Raw genomic sequence first — 15,598 nt, forward strand, 5'->3', positions numbered from 1 at the left:
AAACAATCCCCCACTCCACTTGCCGGATGTCATTTCTCATCGACGTCCGCCAAACCCACTTGCCGGTCTTCACGCGAAATCGACGTCCGCCTTTTCTTCTTTTCCCCTCCATCTCTTCAACTTGCCGGATGTCATTTCCCATCGACGTCCGCCAAACCCACTTGTCGGTCTTCCCGCGAAATCGACGTCCGGCATTCCACTTTTTCTTCTCATCCCCACCAACTTGCCGGATGTCATTTCCCATCGACGTCCGCCAAACCTACTTGCCGGTCTTCACGCAAAATCGACGTCCGCCATTCCAACATTTTCTCTCCATCTCATCCACTTGCCGGATGTCATTTCTCTTCGACGTCCGCCAAACCTACTTGCTGGTCTTCCCGCGAAATCGACGTCCGGCATTCCACTTTTTCTTCGCATCCCCACCAACTTGCCGGATGTCATTTCTCTTCGACGTCCGGCATTCCTATTTGCCGGTCTTCACGCGAAATCGACGTCCGCCTTTTCCAGATTTCCCCTCCACCTCACCAACTTGTCGGATGTCATTCCTAATCGACGTCCGCCATTCCAACTTGCCGGATGTCCCGCGAAATCGACGTCCGCCTTTTCTTCTTTTCCTCTCCAAAACACCAACTTGCCGGATGTCATTTATCATCGACGTCCGCCAAACCTATTTGCCGGTCTTCACGCGAAATCGACGTCCGCCTTTTCTTTTTTTCCCCTCCATCTCTTCAACTTGCCGGATGTCATTTCCCATCGACGTCCGCCAAACCTACTTGCCGGTTTTCACGTGAAATCGACGTCCGCCATTCCAACATTTTCTCTCCATCTCATCCACTTGCCGGACTTCCCGCTCAATCGACGTCCGCCTTTTCCCCAAATCCCCAAATCCCCCAAATCCCCAAATCCCCCAAATCCCCACCCTCCTACTTCCCCAAACCCCCCCTTATCGAAGTCCAACAAAAAACATGACGGCTCTCAACCGAAATCGAAAGCCGTCATTCTTCAGTGTTTCATTTTCCCCAAACAATTACACCCCAAATAACCTTACTCTTCCTCAAACTCCACATACCCCAAAGAATAATCGCCATAAACATACTCAACAAGATCGTCCTCATCCACTTCCAACACTGCCATTCCCACCTCGGCAGGCTCGCCATTGACATAAATCATCCAGAAATTTGGGTTTTCGCTGATTAAGTCTTCGATACCTTCAAGAAACATATTTTCATCGTCACCATTCACCGCTAACTCCAAATCTTGAGCCTCAGCAGCCGCCACCAATGCCTGGTAAGCCGTTGGCGCATCATCAATAATTAACACCTCATCATTAAATAACACTTCGTTTTCCGTTGTGCGTACCAACAACTGTACCCGTGTCTCAGTGTCACCTTCACCTTGATAGACCACTGCTTGTCGAGGCACTTCCACATAACCTTGCTCCACATCCCCGTAAATCAACTCCACCAAATCGCCGTCGCTAATTTCTTGTCGAGCTACATTCGTTTCCGTTGCCTCACCATTAATAAATGCCATCCAAAAATAAGGGTCGTCTGAAGCCAAACCTTCTATTTCACCCCGATAAATATTGTCGTCACCCTCAGCATCGCCACTTGGAAAATAATCAAGTTCAGCAAAATCAATCGCAGCCGATAAAGCATCCAAAACCGTCGGCGTGTCGTCAATCAGTAGAACCTCATCCTCAAAAAATACCTCGCCCTCAACCGTCACAATTCTAAAATCAACCTGTGTCTCCGTCGTTCCTTCGCCTTCAAAAGTGGCCATATCCTCTTCAGCCATAACCGTCACATTAAAAAATGACACCATCAATAAAGTCACCATCATTTGCACTAATTTTTTCACAAAAATGCCTCCTATTTAATAAATACTGGATTAGTCAACGCATAATCTCCACTAGCACCTAAAACTTCCAAAACCACCCAATCGCCTGCCTCTAAATCCATTAAGAACACCTGCTGAAATTCCAATACCTCCACAGCCTGCCTTTCAACCACTTCCCCATTCAAATACAACCGCATCTCCTCAAGCTCACGATTTGATTGCATGTCAACCTCCACCGTTAACTCACCCGCCTCGACCGTTTCACCCACCATCGCACCTTCCACCGATAAATATATCAACGGATTATTGGTCACAAACGAGTGCCCTTCTTCCAAACCCTCCAAAACGTCTTCTTGCCCCTTATCCTCCGCATAAACAACCGTTCGCGGCGACCCACTATACATCCGCCGATTGAAAAAATACTCCGCCTCCGTTTGCTCACCTTCATCCGTCAAAAACATCCGATTCCCCTGAATATCATGATTATCCGAACCAGCGGTCATTGGAATAAATATCCCCTCATTCAACAAGTCAAACCAATACAATTTTGTTTGTTCATTGGAATCACCTTCAACATAAGGCGGCAAGGCTTTGCCATTCCACACCTCAATTAAATCAAAGCGTTCAATCATTTCCATATCTTCAAACTTAAAATTATCCCGCAGAGGATGGTTAACCTGCAACAAAGCCGCATCATCGGATTGAATTTGATTAAACATCGGCTCTAAATCCGCCTCACCATTCGGCACATCAAAATCGAGATATTTATTAAAATTTAAGGCATTAAAATGACCAAGGTCGGTCGTTACTTCAGTGCCAGCAAAAGCAAGGAAATCCTCAAACGGCTGCGCGGTAAATTCAGCATTCGCCCGCATATCATTATGATCCGTCACAAAACCAAAATCTAAGCCAACCGCCAAATTCGACAACAAAACGTTCGCCGGCGAATCTGACCCATCGAAACTGGAAAGCGTATGCTGATGCAAATCCCCCGACAACCAGTCCGTTTCATATAATTGTTTCAACACAACGGGTTCGATATATTTAGCACGTCTATCTTCTACACTCACCGTAACATCTTTTATCTCATACTCGGACCCTTTGCTAACTTCCATCGTATAGTCCCCCAGCGGCAACTTCGTCGAATAGCGTCCCAACAAATCCGTGTTCAGCCGCATCAAAGACGCATCATTATAAAAAACCACTTGCGCAATCAGCGCCTGCCCAGCCTCATCCACAATCGTCCCCGCCACCGTCGCCTCTTTGACCTCCTCCGCCTTCACACTTGGCAAAACCCCTATAATAAATATCCCCATCAAAACCACCAGCTTTTTCATCCAACGCATAATGAACACCTCATCTGACAAAGTAACTTTTTAGCCGTCAATATAATAACATATCACTGTTAATTTACTGTAAATTTATTGTAAAAAGTTCTGCTTTTTTATGGTAAAATAAATATGAAAAAAGAAAGGAAAGGGGATATTTATTTGAAAACGAGAAAAATTGGACGTTTAGACGTTTCGCCGGTTGGCATGGGATGTATGGGGTTTTCGCACGGTTATGGGCAAGTGCCTTCGGAAGAATATAGTATCGACGCCATTCGCAAGGCTTATGACTTTGGCTGTAACTTTTTTGACACGGCGGAATCTTATGGTAAAGAAATGTTTTATCCGGGTCACAATGAACAACTAGTTGGAAAAGCTGTCGAGCCTTTTAGAGAAAAAATTGTTTTAGCCACCAAATTTCACCTTGATGAAAATGAAATCACGGACGAGGTGGATTTATATGCAGCGATTCGCAAACACTTGGAGGCTTCACTACAAAATTTGCGGACCGATTACGGAGACCTTTATTATTTGCATCGTGTAAATGAATTGATTCCGTTGGAAGATATTGCGGAGGTTATGGGGCAGTTGATCAACGAAGGTTTGATTAAAGAATGGGGTTTATCGCAAGTTTCCGTTGAACAACTGGCTAACGCCCACGAAGAAACCCCGGTGGCCGCCGTTCAAAACCTCTACTCCATGGTCGAAAGAGATGCCGAAAAAGACATTTTTCCCTACTGCCTAGCCAACGGTATCACCGTCGTGCCATTTTCCCCGATTGCTAGCGGACTGCTATCCGGCAAAGTCACTACCGAAACCAAATTCGAAGGCGACGATGTCAGAAAATTTGTCCCACAGTTATCTAAGGAAAATCTGACCGCCAATCAACCCATCATTGATTTGATCACGCAATTTGCTTCAGCTAAAGGCGCAACCAACGCCCAAATTTCTTTAGCTTGGATGCTTCATAAATATCCAAACGTCGTCCCCATTCCCGGTTCAAAAAACCAAGAACGTATCATCGAAAATCTGAGTGCATGGAACGTTGAACTGACCGATGAAGAATTCAACGCATTAGAAACCGCATTGGACAAGCTCCCCGTCCACGGCCATCGCGGCCATGTCGAAAGCCAACAAAAATCCTTTGGAAGCCAATGGCGGAAGAAGTAGGTTTGAGGGGTTGAGAGAGGCGTAACCAACTAACTTGCCGGACTTCTTTTCGTAACGACGTCCGCCAAACTCAATTGCCGGACTTCCCGCTCAATCGACGTCCGGCTTTTCTACATTTCCCCGCCATCTCATCAATTTGCCGGATCTCATTTCTCATCGACGTCCGCCAAACCCAATTGCCGGACTTCCCGCTCAATCGACGTCCGGCTTTTCTACATTTTCCCGCCATCTCATCAATTTGCCGGATCTCATTTCATATCGACGTCCGCCAAACCCACTTGCCGGACTTCCCGCTCAATCGACGTCCGGCTTTTCTACATTTTCCCGCCATCTCATCAATTTGCCGGATCTCATTTCACATCGACGTCCGCCTAACCCACTTACCGGATGTCACGCGAAATCGACGTCCGGCTTTTCTACATTTCCCCGCCATCTCATCAACTTGCCGGATTTCATTTCACAACGACGTCCGCCAAACCCAATTGCCGGACTTCCCGCTCAATCGACGTCCGGCTTTTCTACATTTTCCCGCCATCTCATCAATTTGCCGGATCTCATTTCATATCGACGTCCGCCAAACCCACTTGCCGGACTTCCCGCTCAATCGACGTCCGGCTTTTCTACATTTTCCCGCCATCTCATCAATTTGCCGGATCTCATTTCACATCGACGTCCGCCTAACCCACTTACCGGATGTCACGCGAAATCGACGTCCGGCTTTTCTACATTTCCCCGCCATCTCATCAACTTGCCGGATTTCATTTCACAACGACGTCCGCCAAACCTAATTGCCGGACTTCCCACGAAATCGACGTCTGGCTTTTCTACATTTTCCCTCATCACCATCAACTTGCCGGATCTCATTTCACATCGACGTCCGCCAAACCTAATTGCCGGATGTCACGCGAAATTGACGTCCGGCTTTTCTACATTTTCCCGCCATCTCATCAACTTGCCGGATTTCATTTCACATCGACGTCCGCCAAACCTAATTGCCGGATGTCACGCGAAATTGACGTCCGGCTTTTCTACATACCCCGCCAACTCGCCAACTCTCACTCAAAATCTACACCCATCATTTCCACACTTTCCCCTCCACACCGGCCTTCCTCCACCATTCCTACCCACGAAAACCGCCAAACCACCTCTCCCAAAAAATCTTAACAAAAATTTAAGCACTTTAAAAAGTGTAATCGGCGATTTTTTGTGTATTTATTATAAAGGAGGAATTTTATAATATGCAAAAGAACAATGAATTACTGTCACTAGAGTTTATGAAAAATCGCCAAATCACACTGACTTATGACCAAAGACAAAGATTCGAATACTTATCCAAAGGATACGCAGGAGAACTCGAATTTAAAAATTGGTTTGACAAATACTGTCGCACAAGCTGGGACCTAATAGAAGACTACTGGTTCAAAAAAGGATTTGCCAAGCAAGCAGACTTTGTCTTACTTTCAAACTTTCACTGGATAGTAGTCGACGTCAAAAACTACCTTGGCCTCTACGAATATAACAACGGTGAAAGTAGACTAAATGGAAAAAGCATGGATGGCGACAATTTCCTTTCCATGAAAACACGCACCAACCGCATCCAGAAAATCGCCAATGAAATTAATAATAACATCCAAGTCACATCGGCAATGATATTTATTAATGAGCATTCAAAAACAAACATCAACACCATTTTTCCGGTTGAAATCATTCATCGGAACGAACTGAAGCTTTATATCGAAACATTGAACCCTGTTGAACCCATGTCCGACGGCCTTCTTAGCGTTATCCACAATAAATTCGATCGCTACCGAACCGAATACCCATTTGACTACGACACGCTACTCCCAAATGCATTCAATCAACTTCAGCACGGCATCTACTGCAAAAAATGTCTGAATTACCAACTGAATATTCACCGCTACCACATCCACTGCCCGCACTGCGGCACCACCGAATCCAAACAAAGCGCTATTTTTCGCCACGCGACCGAACTCAAGCTTCTCTTCCATAAACACCCCGAAATGCTCAAAACTAAATATCTCTGCGACCTGATGGGGAATGAAATCTCATCACGCACCATTCGCAAACATATGAACACTCGCTTCACCCAAGTCAATCAAAGCAAACAAACCTACTACAAAATAAATTAACCCATATCTTTACAATTCCAAATAAATGCCGGCTTTATTTTCACAAAGAGAGCCGGCATTTGCGTTTGGCGGCTCTCGATGAATATCGAAAGCCGCCTTATTTGTCATTATGGACCTTCCGTCCAACTTGCCGGATTTCATCTCCCATCGACGTCCGCCAAATCAACTTGCCGGATGTCCTGCGAAATCGACGTCCGGCATTACCTAATTTTCCTGCCATCTCGTCAACTTGCCGGATCTCATTTCACATCGACGTCCACCAAACCAACTTGCCGGCTGTCACGCTCAATCGACGTCCGGCTTTTCCACTTTTTCTTCGCATCTCACCCACTTGCCGGATCTCATTTCACAACGACGTCCACCAAACCAATTTGCCTGATGTTCCACGAAATCGACGTCCGGCATTCCCACTTTTTCTTCGCATCTCACCACTTGCCGGATTTCATTCTGCAACGACGTCCGCCAAATCAACTTTCGGATGTCCCGCGAAATTGACGTCCGGCGTTTCCACTTTTTCTTCGCATCCCACCCACTTGCCGGCTTTCTTTTTACAACGACGTCCGCCATCCCAACTTGCCGGACTTCCCACGAAATCGACGTCCGGCATTACCTAATTTTCCTGCCATCTCGTCAACTTGCCGGATCTCATTTCACATCGACGTCCACCAAACCAACTTGCCGGACTTCCCACGAAATCGACGTCCGGCATTACCTAATTTTCCTGCCATCTCGTCAACTTGCCGGATCTCATTTCACATCGACGTCCACCAAACCAACTTGCCGGCTGTCACGCTCAATCGACGTCCGGCTTTTCCTCTTCCACATCAACTTGTCGGATCTCATTTCACAACGACGTCCGCCAAATCAACTTTCGGACTTCCCACAAAATCGACGTCCGCCATTCTACTTTTTCTTCGCACCCCAACTAACTTCCCGGAGCTCATTTCCCATCGACGTCCGGCATTCCGCCATCCCTCCACACCACCACCTTAACCTACCCATCCCAACACCTTACTTAAACCTCCCCCTCTTCACCCCATCTCGATAATCACCTTTCCGATCTATTACCTATCAACTATCCGATCCAGATTCTTCCAACATCCCATCAATATCAAGTTTAAATTCAATTCCGTGTGATGTATTCCTAAATATCGTATGTATAAAATAATCTAACTCAATAAAACAAAGTCTAATCATGTTTCGATATTCTTCATTATTTTTGGAGATAACTTGATAATCCTCCAGTAAATAAAAATAAATATATAATTCGACGGACAGAATGACGTTAGTTTCATTGGTTATTTCAATAGAAGTAAGCATCCTCATATCCCTTCTATCCTCGGTAAATTCTGGTAATGTTGAAACATTGTAATTAGAAATGTTAAAATCTTCTGGTTCATAAAACTCGATTTTTTTCAAAATAGTTCTCCCGATTTTAAAAGTTTTGGCTGTTTCCATTGATGACAAACCCCTTTCTTTACTTCAAACTCGCAACAAATCAACGATAATCATCCTCAACGTCTAAAACACGACTCATATACCCAAATTCTACCACACACTTTTCTAATCTACACACCCCAATCCCCACATCCCCCTCAGAATATGCTACAATAACCCTATACAAACTCAACAGATTGGAGCTACCTGACACCTATGAAAATAACCGTTGCTGGAACAGGCTACGTCGGCTTATCAAATGCCGTCCTCCTCGCCCAAAATAACCAAGTCACCGCTCTCGACATCCTTGAAGAAAAAGTCGAGATGATCAACAACCGCATCTCACCCATTCAAGATACCGAAATCGAAGACTACCTAAAGAACCACCAACTTGACCTAACCGCCACAACCGACCCAGAAATAGCCCATAAAGATGCCGATTACATCATCATTTCCACCCCAACCAACTACGACCCCGATGAAAACTACTTTGACACCTCAAGTGTCGAAAAAGTCATCGAAGACGTTATCCGCATCAACCCGAACGCTGTAATGGTCATCAAATCAACCGTACCCGTTGGCTACACTAAAACCATCCGAGAAAAATATCACACCGACAACATTATCTTTTCACCCGAATTTTTACGCGAAGGCCGTGCCCTCTATGACAACCTTCACCCATCAAGAATTGTCGTCGGCGAAAAATCAGAACGCGCCGAAGTCTTCGCCAACCTCTTAGTTGAAGGGGCTTTAGACGAAGACATCCCGGTCCTTTTCACCGACTCAACCGAAGCCGAAGCCATTAAACTCTTTGCCAACACCTATCTAGCACTACGCGTGGCTTACTTTAATGAACTCGACTCCTACGCCGAAGTCAGAGGCCTCAACACCAAAGACATCATCGAAGGCGTTGGCCTTGATCCAAGAATTGGGACACATTACAACAACCCATCCTTTGGTTACGGCGGCTACTGCCTACCAAAAGATACCAAACAATTACTGGCTAACTACGAAGACGTGCCACAAAACATCATGACCGCCGTTGTTGACGCCAACAGAACCCGTAAAGATCACATTGCCGATATGATTCTCAAACGGAACCCAACCATTGTGGGCATTTACCGCCTCACCATGAAAGACGGTTCGGACAACTTTAGACAATCCGCCATCCAAGGCGTTATGAAACGCATCAAAGCTAAAGGCATCGAGGTTGTGGTTTACGAACCAACCCTCGACGCTGACAACTTTTACAATTCCCGCGTCATCAAAGACTTTGATGAATTCAAAGAAATTTCAGACGTTATCGTCGCCAACCGCATGTCCAAAGAATTGAAGGACGTCGAAGAAAAAGTCTACACCCGCGACGTCTTCAACCGCGATTAAACCCCTTCAAATAAATACCCCCTAAAAAAAGCAGGCTAATTCACCTCGAATTAGCCTGCTTTTTCAAAATCTTTTCTCACCACCACTAACAATGACAATCTTCACCCACAAATATGACATCCGTCAATTCCGCCACACCAGAAAATATCTTACAATATAACTATAAAACATTAATGAGGTGATAAAATGAGCCCCACCTTTTGGCTAGTCCTATTAATCGTTACCATCCTTCTCTTTTTCATAACCTTATTCAAAAAAATCAGACCACGATGGAAAAAATTTGCCCTCCTATTGACCACCCTTATAGCAAGCCTTGTTCTAACCTTTAAATACCTGTTCCCATTAAGCCCAGCTCTTCGACCAAGCGGAAACGAAACGGTCAACGTCAGCACCATTTACTTAACACACCCAACCGCTATCCCAGGCATGGAAACAAACGGCGACAACAGAGAAATCCCCATCAAAATATGGGCACCTGAAAATCAAGAAAACAAGCAGCACCCAATCCTTATCTTCTCACATGGATCATTTGGTGTCGCTGATTCGAACGAAACCCTTTTCTTAGAATTAGCCTCTCAATCTTATATCGTTGTTAGCCTTTCTCATCCTCATCACTCGTTCTTTGCAGACATGTCTGATGGGTCAACCATTTTTGTCAACCCAACCTTTTTCAATGAAGTCATGCAATCACAAGGAGCAAACGACTTAGAAGCAACAATAGAAAGCGCACAGAATTGGATGAGCATCCGCCTAGAAGACCTCAACTATGTCATAGATTCTATCCTTAACCAAACCTTCGACCATGAAATCACCCAAGCCATAGATCCCAATCAAATCATTTTGGCAGGACATTCCCTAGGCGGCTCAGCTGCCTTAGCAATCGGTCGCTCACGCCCAGAAACGATACAAGCCGTAATTTCATTGGAAGCACCTTTCTTCGCCGATATTACCGGCATCGAAGGCGATGAGTACGTATTTACCCATGAAAAATATCCCGTACCCATACTCCATATTTATTCGGATGCACTCTGGGGTCGCCTTGATGACATTACCACCTATGAAATGAACCAGCGCCTCATCAACCTAGATTCACCAGAATTTGTTAACCACCATGTCGAGGGATCCGGCCATATAGGCCTGACTGATATGTCGTTGGTCTCCCCCATCATAACCAACCTACTTGACAGCGGTCTAAACACTAAACCCGCTGAAGACAAACTACTTGAAATCAACCACCAAGTCTTAGATTTTTTAAATAAATATCTCAGCAACTAATTATTTCAATTAATATTATATTATAGTATAATTAAATTGAAATATTATTGTTAGAAGGTGGAATCAATGAAAATAAACGGTAAAAAAATAAGAAATTTCATTTTATTTTTCCTAATATATCTAATGGGTTATAATTTATTTGAATGGATATCCTATCAACTATTTAATACAACCCTTTCAGATGTTGTAAAGAATTTAATAGAAAACTACGTTTAGAGAAAGGTGAGAAAATGCTGCAAAAACTTACCCATAATTTGCTTAAAGTGGGGCTTATCACAGGACTTATTTGTCTTCTGTTCTTTTTAATCGATTTTTTTTCATCGACTGAACTCACTTGGGATAATATAAACCTTTATTTCTTCTTACCTCTTTGTGCTGTTGTCGGTCAATTTCTTGTCAATAGTTATAAAATATCCAAAAAATCTAACCAAATAAAAACTAGCGATGACATCGCAATGATTCTAATCGCTTCTATTCCATTTATTCTTTACGGTTTAAGTCAAGGCAACCAACTGATGGATGCATTCATTAAAGTTGCGCCCGTCTACCTTGGAACAATCATTGGCGGTTTCCTTCATAGAGAAGCAATCACAATTCGATAAGAATATTGGTTTCAAAATAATCGCATCACTATAAGCAAAGATATTTATTAGGATGATTTTCTTTACTTTGGTACTGTTCATTCTCATTCCAACTATGACTCACGCTGATGAACCTTCTTACAAGCCAACCATTCTCAACACAAAATGATATGATATAAATTTGAACAGGATTGGCATCAATATACCTGAGAAAAATCTAACGGTTTATGGTGATCGGTTACCCAGAAGGAACCAGGAGCAGATTAAATTAAGAAAACAGGAAAAATGGTTTATTTTTCCTGTTTTCTTTATTTAGGTAATGCTACTCAAAATAAGCCCACAAATAAAACCAATTATAAAAATGACTACTTTCCTTCTATGTCTCCTAAAAAAATCAGCTATTTTTTTCATAATCGTGACAACCCCTTATTATTTTTTCAGACATATGATGTGTGGGTAAATAGCAAAAACAATCTATAGAAATTTTGGTTTTCAATAAAAAACGAAAGTATCACGAGAGTAACAAATACCCTTCCTATATTCTGAAAAACTCTCACTTAAAGCTTTTTCAACTTATTTATCCCCACAATATCCTTCTTCCCAATAAATTAAATCGATTAGTCTTTCAACTTTATTACATATATTGTAATTATATTATACATTTTATGATGTTAGAAAAACAAGTTTTTATGTATTTCTGAAGAAAGCAAAAGGAAACTCCTTTTGAAATGGAGCTTCCTATCGTCTTATCACTTTTATGTCACTTTCAATGTCAAATACAAATTAATTTACTCAACATCAATATGAATATCCGTCCTAATCGGACTATGAATATAGTTTAGTTGATTTAATTTAGAAATAGTATCATGATATACATTCTTTTCTTTATCTGGGTCTTCTATGGATATAATCAATGAATATTTAGTCTCTGGTAGTAAACTCTTTTCTTCAAGTTCTTTAATAACAAAATTTCTATATTGGTTGTCCAAATATAAATACCAGCTTCGACTACCTAACATATATTTCTTTTTATTACTATCCGTTAGCGTTGATAAATCAATCGAGTAATGTTTTATCAGAACCACAACTTGGTGGCCTAGCATTATCATTATCCCTTTGTAGAAATTTTATTACGGATTATTTGGCATTATTAATCTCCTCCTTTAATACATTTCGGACCTGTCTCACAGAAATATCTAAGGTTTCCGAAATATCCTTTTGTGTAACACCATAGTTTCTTAAATATAAAACTGAATTCGAATATTCTAAATGAGAACCATATTTGTGAATGAGACATTCATACAAAATATCAGTAAACAAAACACTGTTCTTATTATGTATAATACATTTTTTAATGGCAGAAACAATTATATTCTGAATATTAGCAGGTGTTTCACCTTCAAAAATATCACATAAAATATCCATCTGTTTATCATTACTAATAATGTTATTAGAAAAATCACTTAAATATTCTCTTACTAATTCTTTTCGTATCATTCTGTCTGGGAGTTTTAATTCAATTTTTGTATCAAATCTTCGCCATACGGCATTATCTAACAAAGATGGAGTATTAGTTGCAGCTATCAAGATGCTACTGTTGCTAAAAGAATCAATATTTTGTAACAAACTATTGACCACTCTTTTTAGTTCACCTAATTCATGAGAGTCATCTCGATTCTTTGCTAACACATCAAACTCATCTAAAAAAAGTATACAAGGTTGAGAATCCGCATATTCAAATAATTTCCGGATATTTTTAGCGGTACTTCCAAGTAAAGATGAAACTATACTATCTAATTTGGCAGTAATTAATGGCAAGTTTGTTTTATTACTTATGTAAGTAGCTAAAGATGTCTTTCCGGAACCTGGAGGACCATATAATAGCAAATTATTATTAAAATAAATATTTTGATCCATTAATTTATTTCGCAAACGATAACTTTGGATAAAATCCTCAACTTCCTCCTCTACAGATTGAGAAAAATACAAGTTTTTGTTGTCATTAAATAATGTAGGAATTTTTACATCAACAATATCTAAATGACTATCTTTATCAAACGGTTTTACCTTTAAACTATCTAGAGAAACGGTATTTAAATTACTCTCATCAAGTAATTTATCAATTTTTTGACTAAATCTCTGATTTCCATTGTCTTTATAATACGCACTTAGCCGTTTTGAGTAGTTTATTACTTTCTGAGGATTTTTATTAATCCCTGCACTAATTATTTGTAATATTTCATTATTCATATCTTTCAACACCATTTCTTCAACTACATTCTTTTACTCTATAATATACGAAATTCGAAATAAAATCACACAAAAATGCATTTTAAATGTATTTTTCGTAATTTTAAAGGTAAATCCGTATTTTTACTAATGTTTTTAAAAAATACTAAATACCCCCAACCTAATTTACTACCGCACCTGTCTTTACTATTTCCCATTTTTATTTAGTCTCAATTTCATATCAGATAAGTGGACTCCAATAAAATAAATACTTCTTTTTTATAAAATTTAATCATAACTCCCAACGGATATATCACTAAAATGCTACACCATATATTATAATTATTTATCCAAAAACCCACCTATACCAAAACCAAAACACATAACACTTTATTTATTAAAATATTTTTGTTATCCTTCAAGTGGCAAGGATAATTATATTATCTTTCCACAAATTAATTACAGAAACAATGGAGGATGAATTAATTGGAACATTTAATAAAAAAATCACTAATGAGCTTTTTCGTTTTAACCGCCTTGAGCCCCATCCAAATCCCCAGCATTGTCCTAGCAAACGCAGAAACAACGGCCGAAAGTAGCTCCATAGAGTCCACAGCCGATACCTCAACCACTGAAAGTCAAACAACACAAGAAGAAAACGTCGAATATGATTTTGACACTTTAATGGAAGTTGGTTTACAAGTCGAAGGCACAGTCATAACAATCGGTCAAATCGTGGACGGCCAAGCAAGTTATACCGTATATACCGCTGAAGGCGCAGAAGACTTCGGTAACGCTTATGAATACGAATTAGGTTCCATCACCAAAACATTTACCGGCACACTGATCGCTAAAGCCGTTGATGAAGGGTTAATTAGTTTAGATGAACCTATCAGCACCTATATCAACTTCAACAGCGAAGAGACTTTCCCAACCGTCCTCCAACTACTAACCCATACATCCGGCTATCCAACCCTCTTTGAGAATGACACCATGGCCGAAAATATTGAAGCAGGCGCCAATCCTTTCATGGGCATTAGCAAAGATACCCTGATAGCTGAAGCGGCTGAAAACCTCCCTGACATGACCCAAGCACACCCATATGAATACTCAAATTTCAACGCAGCCCTTCTAGGCCTACTCTTAGAAGCCGTTTATGGCACAAATTATTATGATTTAGCCAATACTTTTGTAGCTGACCAACTCCAATTACCAAACACTTATTTATTTGAAAATGAATTGGAACTCGGCAACAATTGGATTTGGTCACCCGAAGATGCTTACGCCCCAGCCGGCGCTATGGTCTCTAATATCGAAGACATGTTGTTATACTTAGACATGCAAATGAACCCCGAAGTGAACGTGCCTGCTCGTCCTTGGATTGATCAATCACACCAAAGTCTAGCCACGGTCGACGCCACCACCGAAGAAAATAACGCCTTGAACATCCGTCATGATGAAATGGCTTATCTATGGATCTTAGATACGGAAAACAACATTATTTACCACGACGGATCCACTGAAGGCTACACTTCCTATATTGGATTTAATCCCGAGGAGCAAATCGGCGTCGTTGTCTTGGCCAACTTGCCACTGGAATCCGGCGTTCCCGGAGCCGCCCTTGGCGCGCAACTGTTAACCGATTTGTTAAATAATTAAACAACAAAAACCGACCATTTTCACCCGCTAACGGTAAATGGTCGGTTTCCTTTTTTTAATAAATATCGCTTGCTATCAGTAACGATTAATTCTTCCTGTTTATTTCATATAAACGCCTACTCCAAACTTGTTTGCTGATACAAGACTAACTGGATTTGATCGCCAACCATCGCATAAACCGATGAATTAATCATCCTAACGACAACTTCATCGCGCCGGGCTTCAGTTTGATAGACTATTATAGCTGACTTTTCATTAACCTGAATAACTCTAGGATCCTTTATCGAATAACTTGCCCAAGGATCCGATTGTTCTAAGGACATCACCGTTGCTTCCTTGTCTAAAACCATCCCATTCATCAATACAAACACCGAATCAGCCGCTAGGATATTGCTGTAAAATTCTGCTCCCTTTGATTCACATAACGACTTCCACCCTGCATTTTCAATCCGCAACAAGGTGTCACGGTCCAATACTTGCATACATTGATTCCTCCATTTATACTAAAGTAAATTCTACAATAAATTATAATTAATTTGTCACAATT

At 41.4% G+C, this 15,598-nt stretch carries 16 protein-coding genes; 10 read left to right on the forward strand and 6 right to left on the reverse strand.

Going from position 1 to position 15,598, the window contains the following annotated elements; translation table 11 throughout:
- The first annotated feature begins 26 nt into the window (after positions 1-26).
- A complete protein-coding gene (locus tag NRE15_RS05755) occupies positions 27-791 on the forward strand; it encodes a hypothetical protein (RefSeq protein ID WP_313794642.1) in 765 nt (254 codons plus the stop codon).
- 253 nt (positions 792-1,044) lie between these two features.
- Here the strand turns inward: NRE15_RS05755 and NRE15_RS05760 are convergent, their stop codons facing one another.
- Complete coding sequence (locus NRE15_RS05760) at positions 1,045-1,860, reverse strand: DUF4430 domain-containing protein (protein ID WP_313794643.1); 816 nt, start codon at positions 1,858-1,860, stop codon at positions 1,045-1,047.
- Positions 1,861-1,871: 11 nt separating this feature from the next.
- Positions 1,872-3,185: a CehA/McbA family metallohydrolase gene (locus NRE15_RS05765; protein WP_313794644.1), complete on the reverse strand. Its 1,314-nt coding sequence runs from the start codon at positions 3,183-3,185 to the stop codon at positions 1,872-1,874.
- 144 nt (positions 3,186-3,329) lie between these two features.
- Between NRE15_RS05765 and NRE15_RS05770 the strand changes: the two genes are divergently transcribed.
- The 5 genes from NRE15_RS05770 (at position 3,330) to NRE15_RS05790 (ending at position 7,480) form a co-directional block, all read left to right on the forward strand.
- Complete coding sequence (locus NRE15_RS05770) at positions 3,330-4,337, forward strand: aldo/keto reductase (RefSeq protein ID WP_313794645.1); 1,008 nt, start codon at positions 3,330-3,332, stop codon at positions 4,335-4,337.
- Between the two features lie 136 nt (positions 4,338-4,473).
- Positions 4,474-5,574 carry a hypothetical protein gene (locus NRE15_RS05775; protein WP_313794646.1) on the forward strand — a complete coding sequence of 367 codons (1,101 nt, stop codon included), beginning with the start codon at positions 4,474-4,476 and terminating at the stop codon, positions 5,572-5,574.
- A 1-nt stretch (position 5,575) separates the two neighbouring features.
- A complete protein-coding gene (locus NRE15_RS05780) occupies positions 5,576-6,487 on the forward strand; it encodes a nuclease-related domain-containing protein (RefSeq protein WP_313794647.1) in 912 nt (303 codons plus the stop codon).
- A gap of 59 nt (positions 6,488-6,546) precedes the next feature.
- Positions 6,547-7,101 (forward strand): hypothetical protein, encoded by a 555-nt coding sequence (locus tag NRE15_RS05785; RefSeq protein ID WP_313794648.1) that lies wholly within the window; start codon positions 6,547-6,549, stop codon positions 7,099-7,101.
- Positions 7,061-7,480 carry a hypothetical protein gene (locus tag NRE15_RS05790; protein WP_313794649.1) on the forward strand — a complete coding sequence of 140 codons (420 nt, stop codon included), beginning with the start codon at positions 7,061-7,063 and terminating at the stop codon, positions 7,478-7,480. The genes NRE15_RS05785 and NRE15_RS05790 overlap by 41 nt, the downstream gene beginning before the upstream one ends.
- A gap of 78 nt (positions 7,481-7,558) precedes the next feature.
- Here the strand turns inward: NRE15_RS05790 and NRE15_RS05795 are convergent, their stop codons facing one another.
- The gene (locus tag NRE15_RS05795) at positions 7,559-7,945 is read right to left on the reverse strand and encodes a hypothetical protein (protein WP_313794650.1); all 387 of its coding nucleotides are present in this window, start codon (positions 7,943-7,945) and stop codon (positions 7,559-7,561) included.
- Between the two features lie 195 nt (positions 7,946-8,140).
- On the opposite strand from NRE15_RS05795, the gene NRE15_RS05800 reads away from it, so the two are divergent.
- The 3 genes from NRE15_RS05800 (at position 8,141) to NRE15_RS05810 (ending at position 11,184) form a co-directional block, all read left to right on the forward strand.
- Positions 8,141-9,307, forward strand: a complete 1,167-nt coding sequence (locus NRE15_RS05800) for a nucleotide sugar dehydrogenase (protein WP_313794651.1) — start codon at positions 8,141-8,143, stop codon at positions 9,305-9,307.
- A gap of 186 nt (positions 9,308-9,493) precedes the next feature.
- Positions 9,494-10,582, forward strand: coding sequence for an alpha/beta hydrolase family protein (locus tag NRE15_RS05805; RefSeq protein ID WP_313794652.1), 1,089 nt, complete (start codon positions 9,494-9,496; stop codon positions 10,580-10,582).
- A gap of 230 nt (positions 10,583-10,812) precedes the next feature.
- Positions 10,813-11,184, forward strand: coding sequence for a hypothetical protein (locus tag NRE15_RS05810; protein WP_313794653.1), 372 nt, complete (start codon positions 10,813-10,815; stop codon positions 11,182-11,184).
- A gap of 767 nt (positions 11,185-11,951) precedes the next feature.
- Here NRE15_RS05810 and NRE15_RS05815 read toward each other — a convergent pair.
- Positions 11,952-12,266: a hypothetical protein gene (locus NRE15_RS05815; protein ID WP_313794654.1), complete on the reverse strand. Its 315-nt coding sequence runs from the start codon at positions 12,264-12,266 to the stop codon at positions 11,952-11,954.
- A 34-nt stretch (positions 12,267-12,300) separates the two neighbouring features.
- Positions 12,301-13,413, reverse strand: a complete 1,113-nt coding sequence (locus NRE15_RS05820) for an AAA family ATPase (protein ID WP_313794655.1) — start codon at positions 13,411-13,413, stop codon at positions 12,301-12,303.
- 465 nt (positions 13,414-13,878) lie between these two features.
- Between NRE15_RS05820 and NRE15_RS05825 the strand changes: the two genes are divergently transcribed.
- Positions 13,879-15,051: a serine hydrolase domain-containing protein gene (locus NRE15_RS05825; protein ID WP_313794656.1), complete on the forward strand. Its 1,173-nt coding sequence runs from the start codon at positions 13,879-13,881 to the stop codon at positions 15,049-15,051.
- A gap of 116 nt (positions 15,052-15,167) precedes the next feature.
- Here the strand turns inward: NRE15_RS05825 and NRE15_RS05830 are convergent, their stop codons facing one another.
- Positions 15,168-15,533: a nuclear transport factor 2 family protein gene (locus NRE15_RS05830; protein WP_313794657.1), complete on the reverse strand. Its 366-nt coding sequence runs from the start codon at positions 15,531-15,533 to the stop codon at positions 15,168-15,170.
- Positions 15,534-15,598 lie beyond the last annotated feature (65 nt).

It is taken from the genome of Fundicoccus culcitae (genome assembly GCF_024661895.1).
Classification (GTDB): Bacteria; Bacillota; Bacilli; order Lactobacillales; family Aerococcaceae; genus Fundicoccus_A; species Fundicoccus_A culcitae.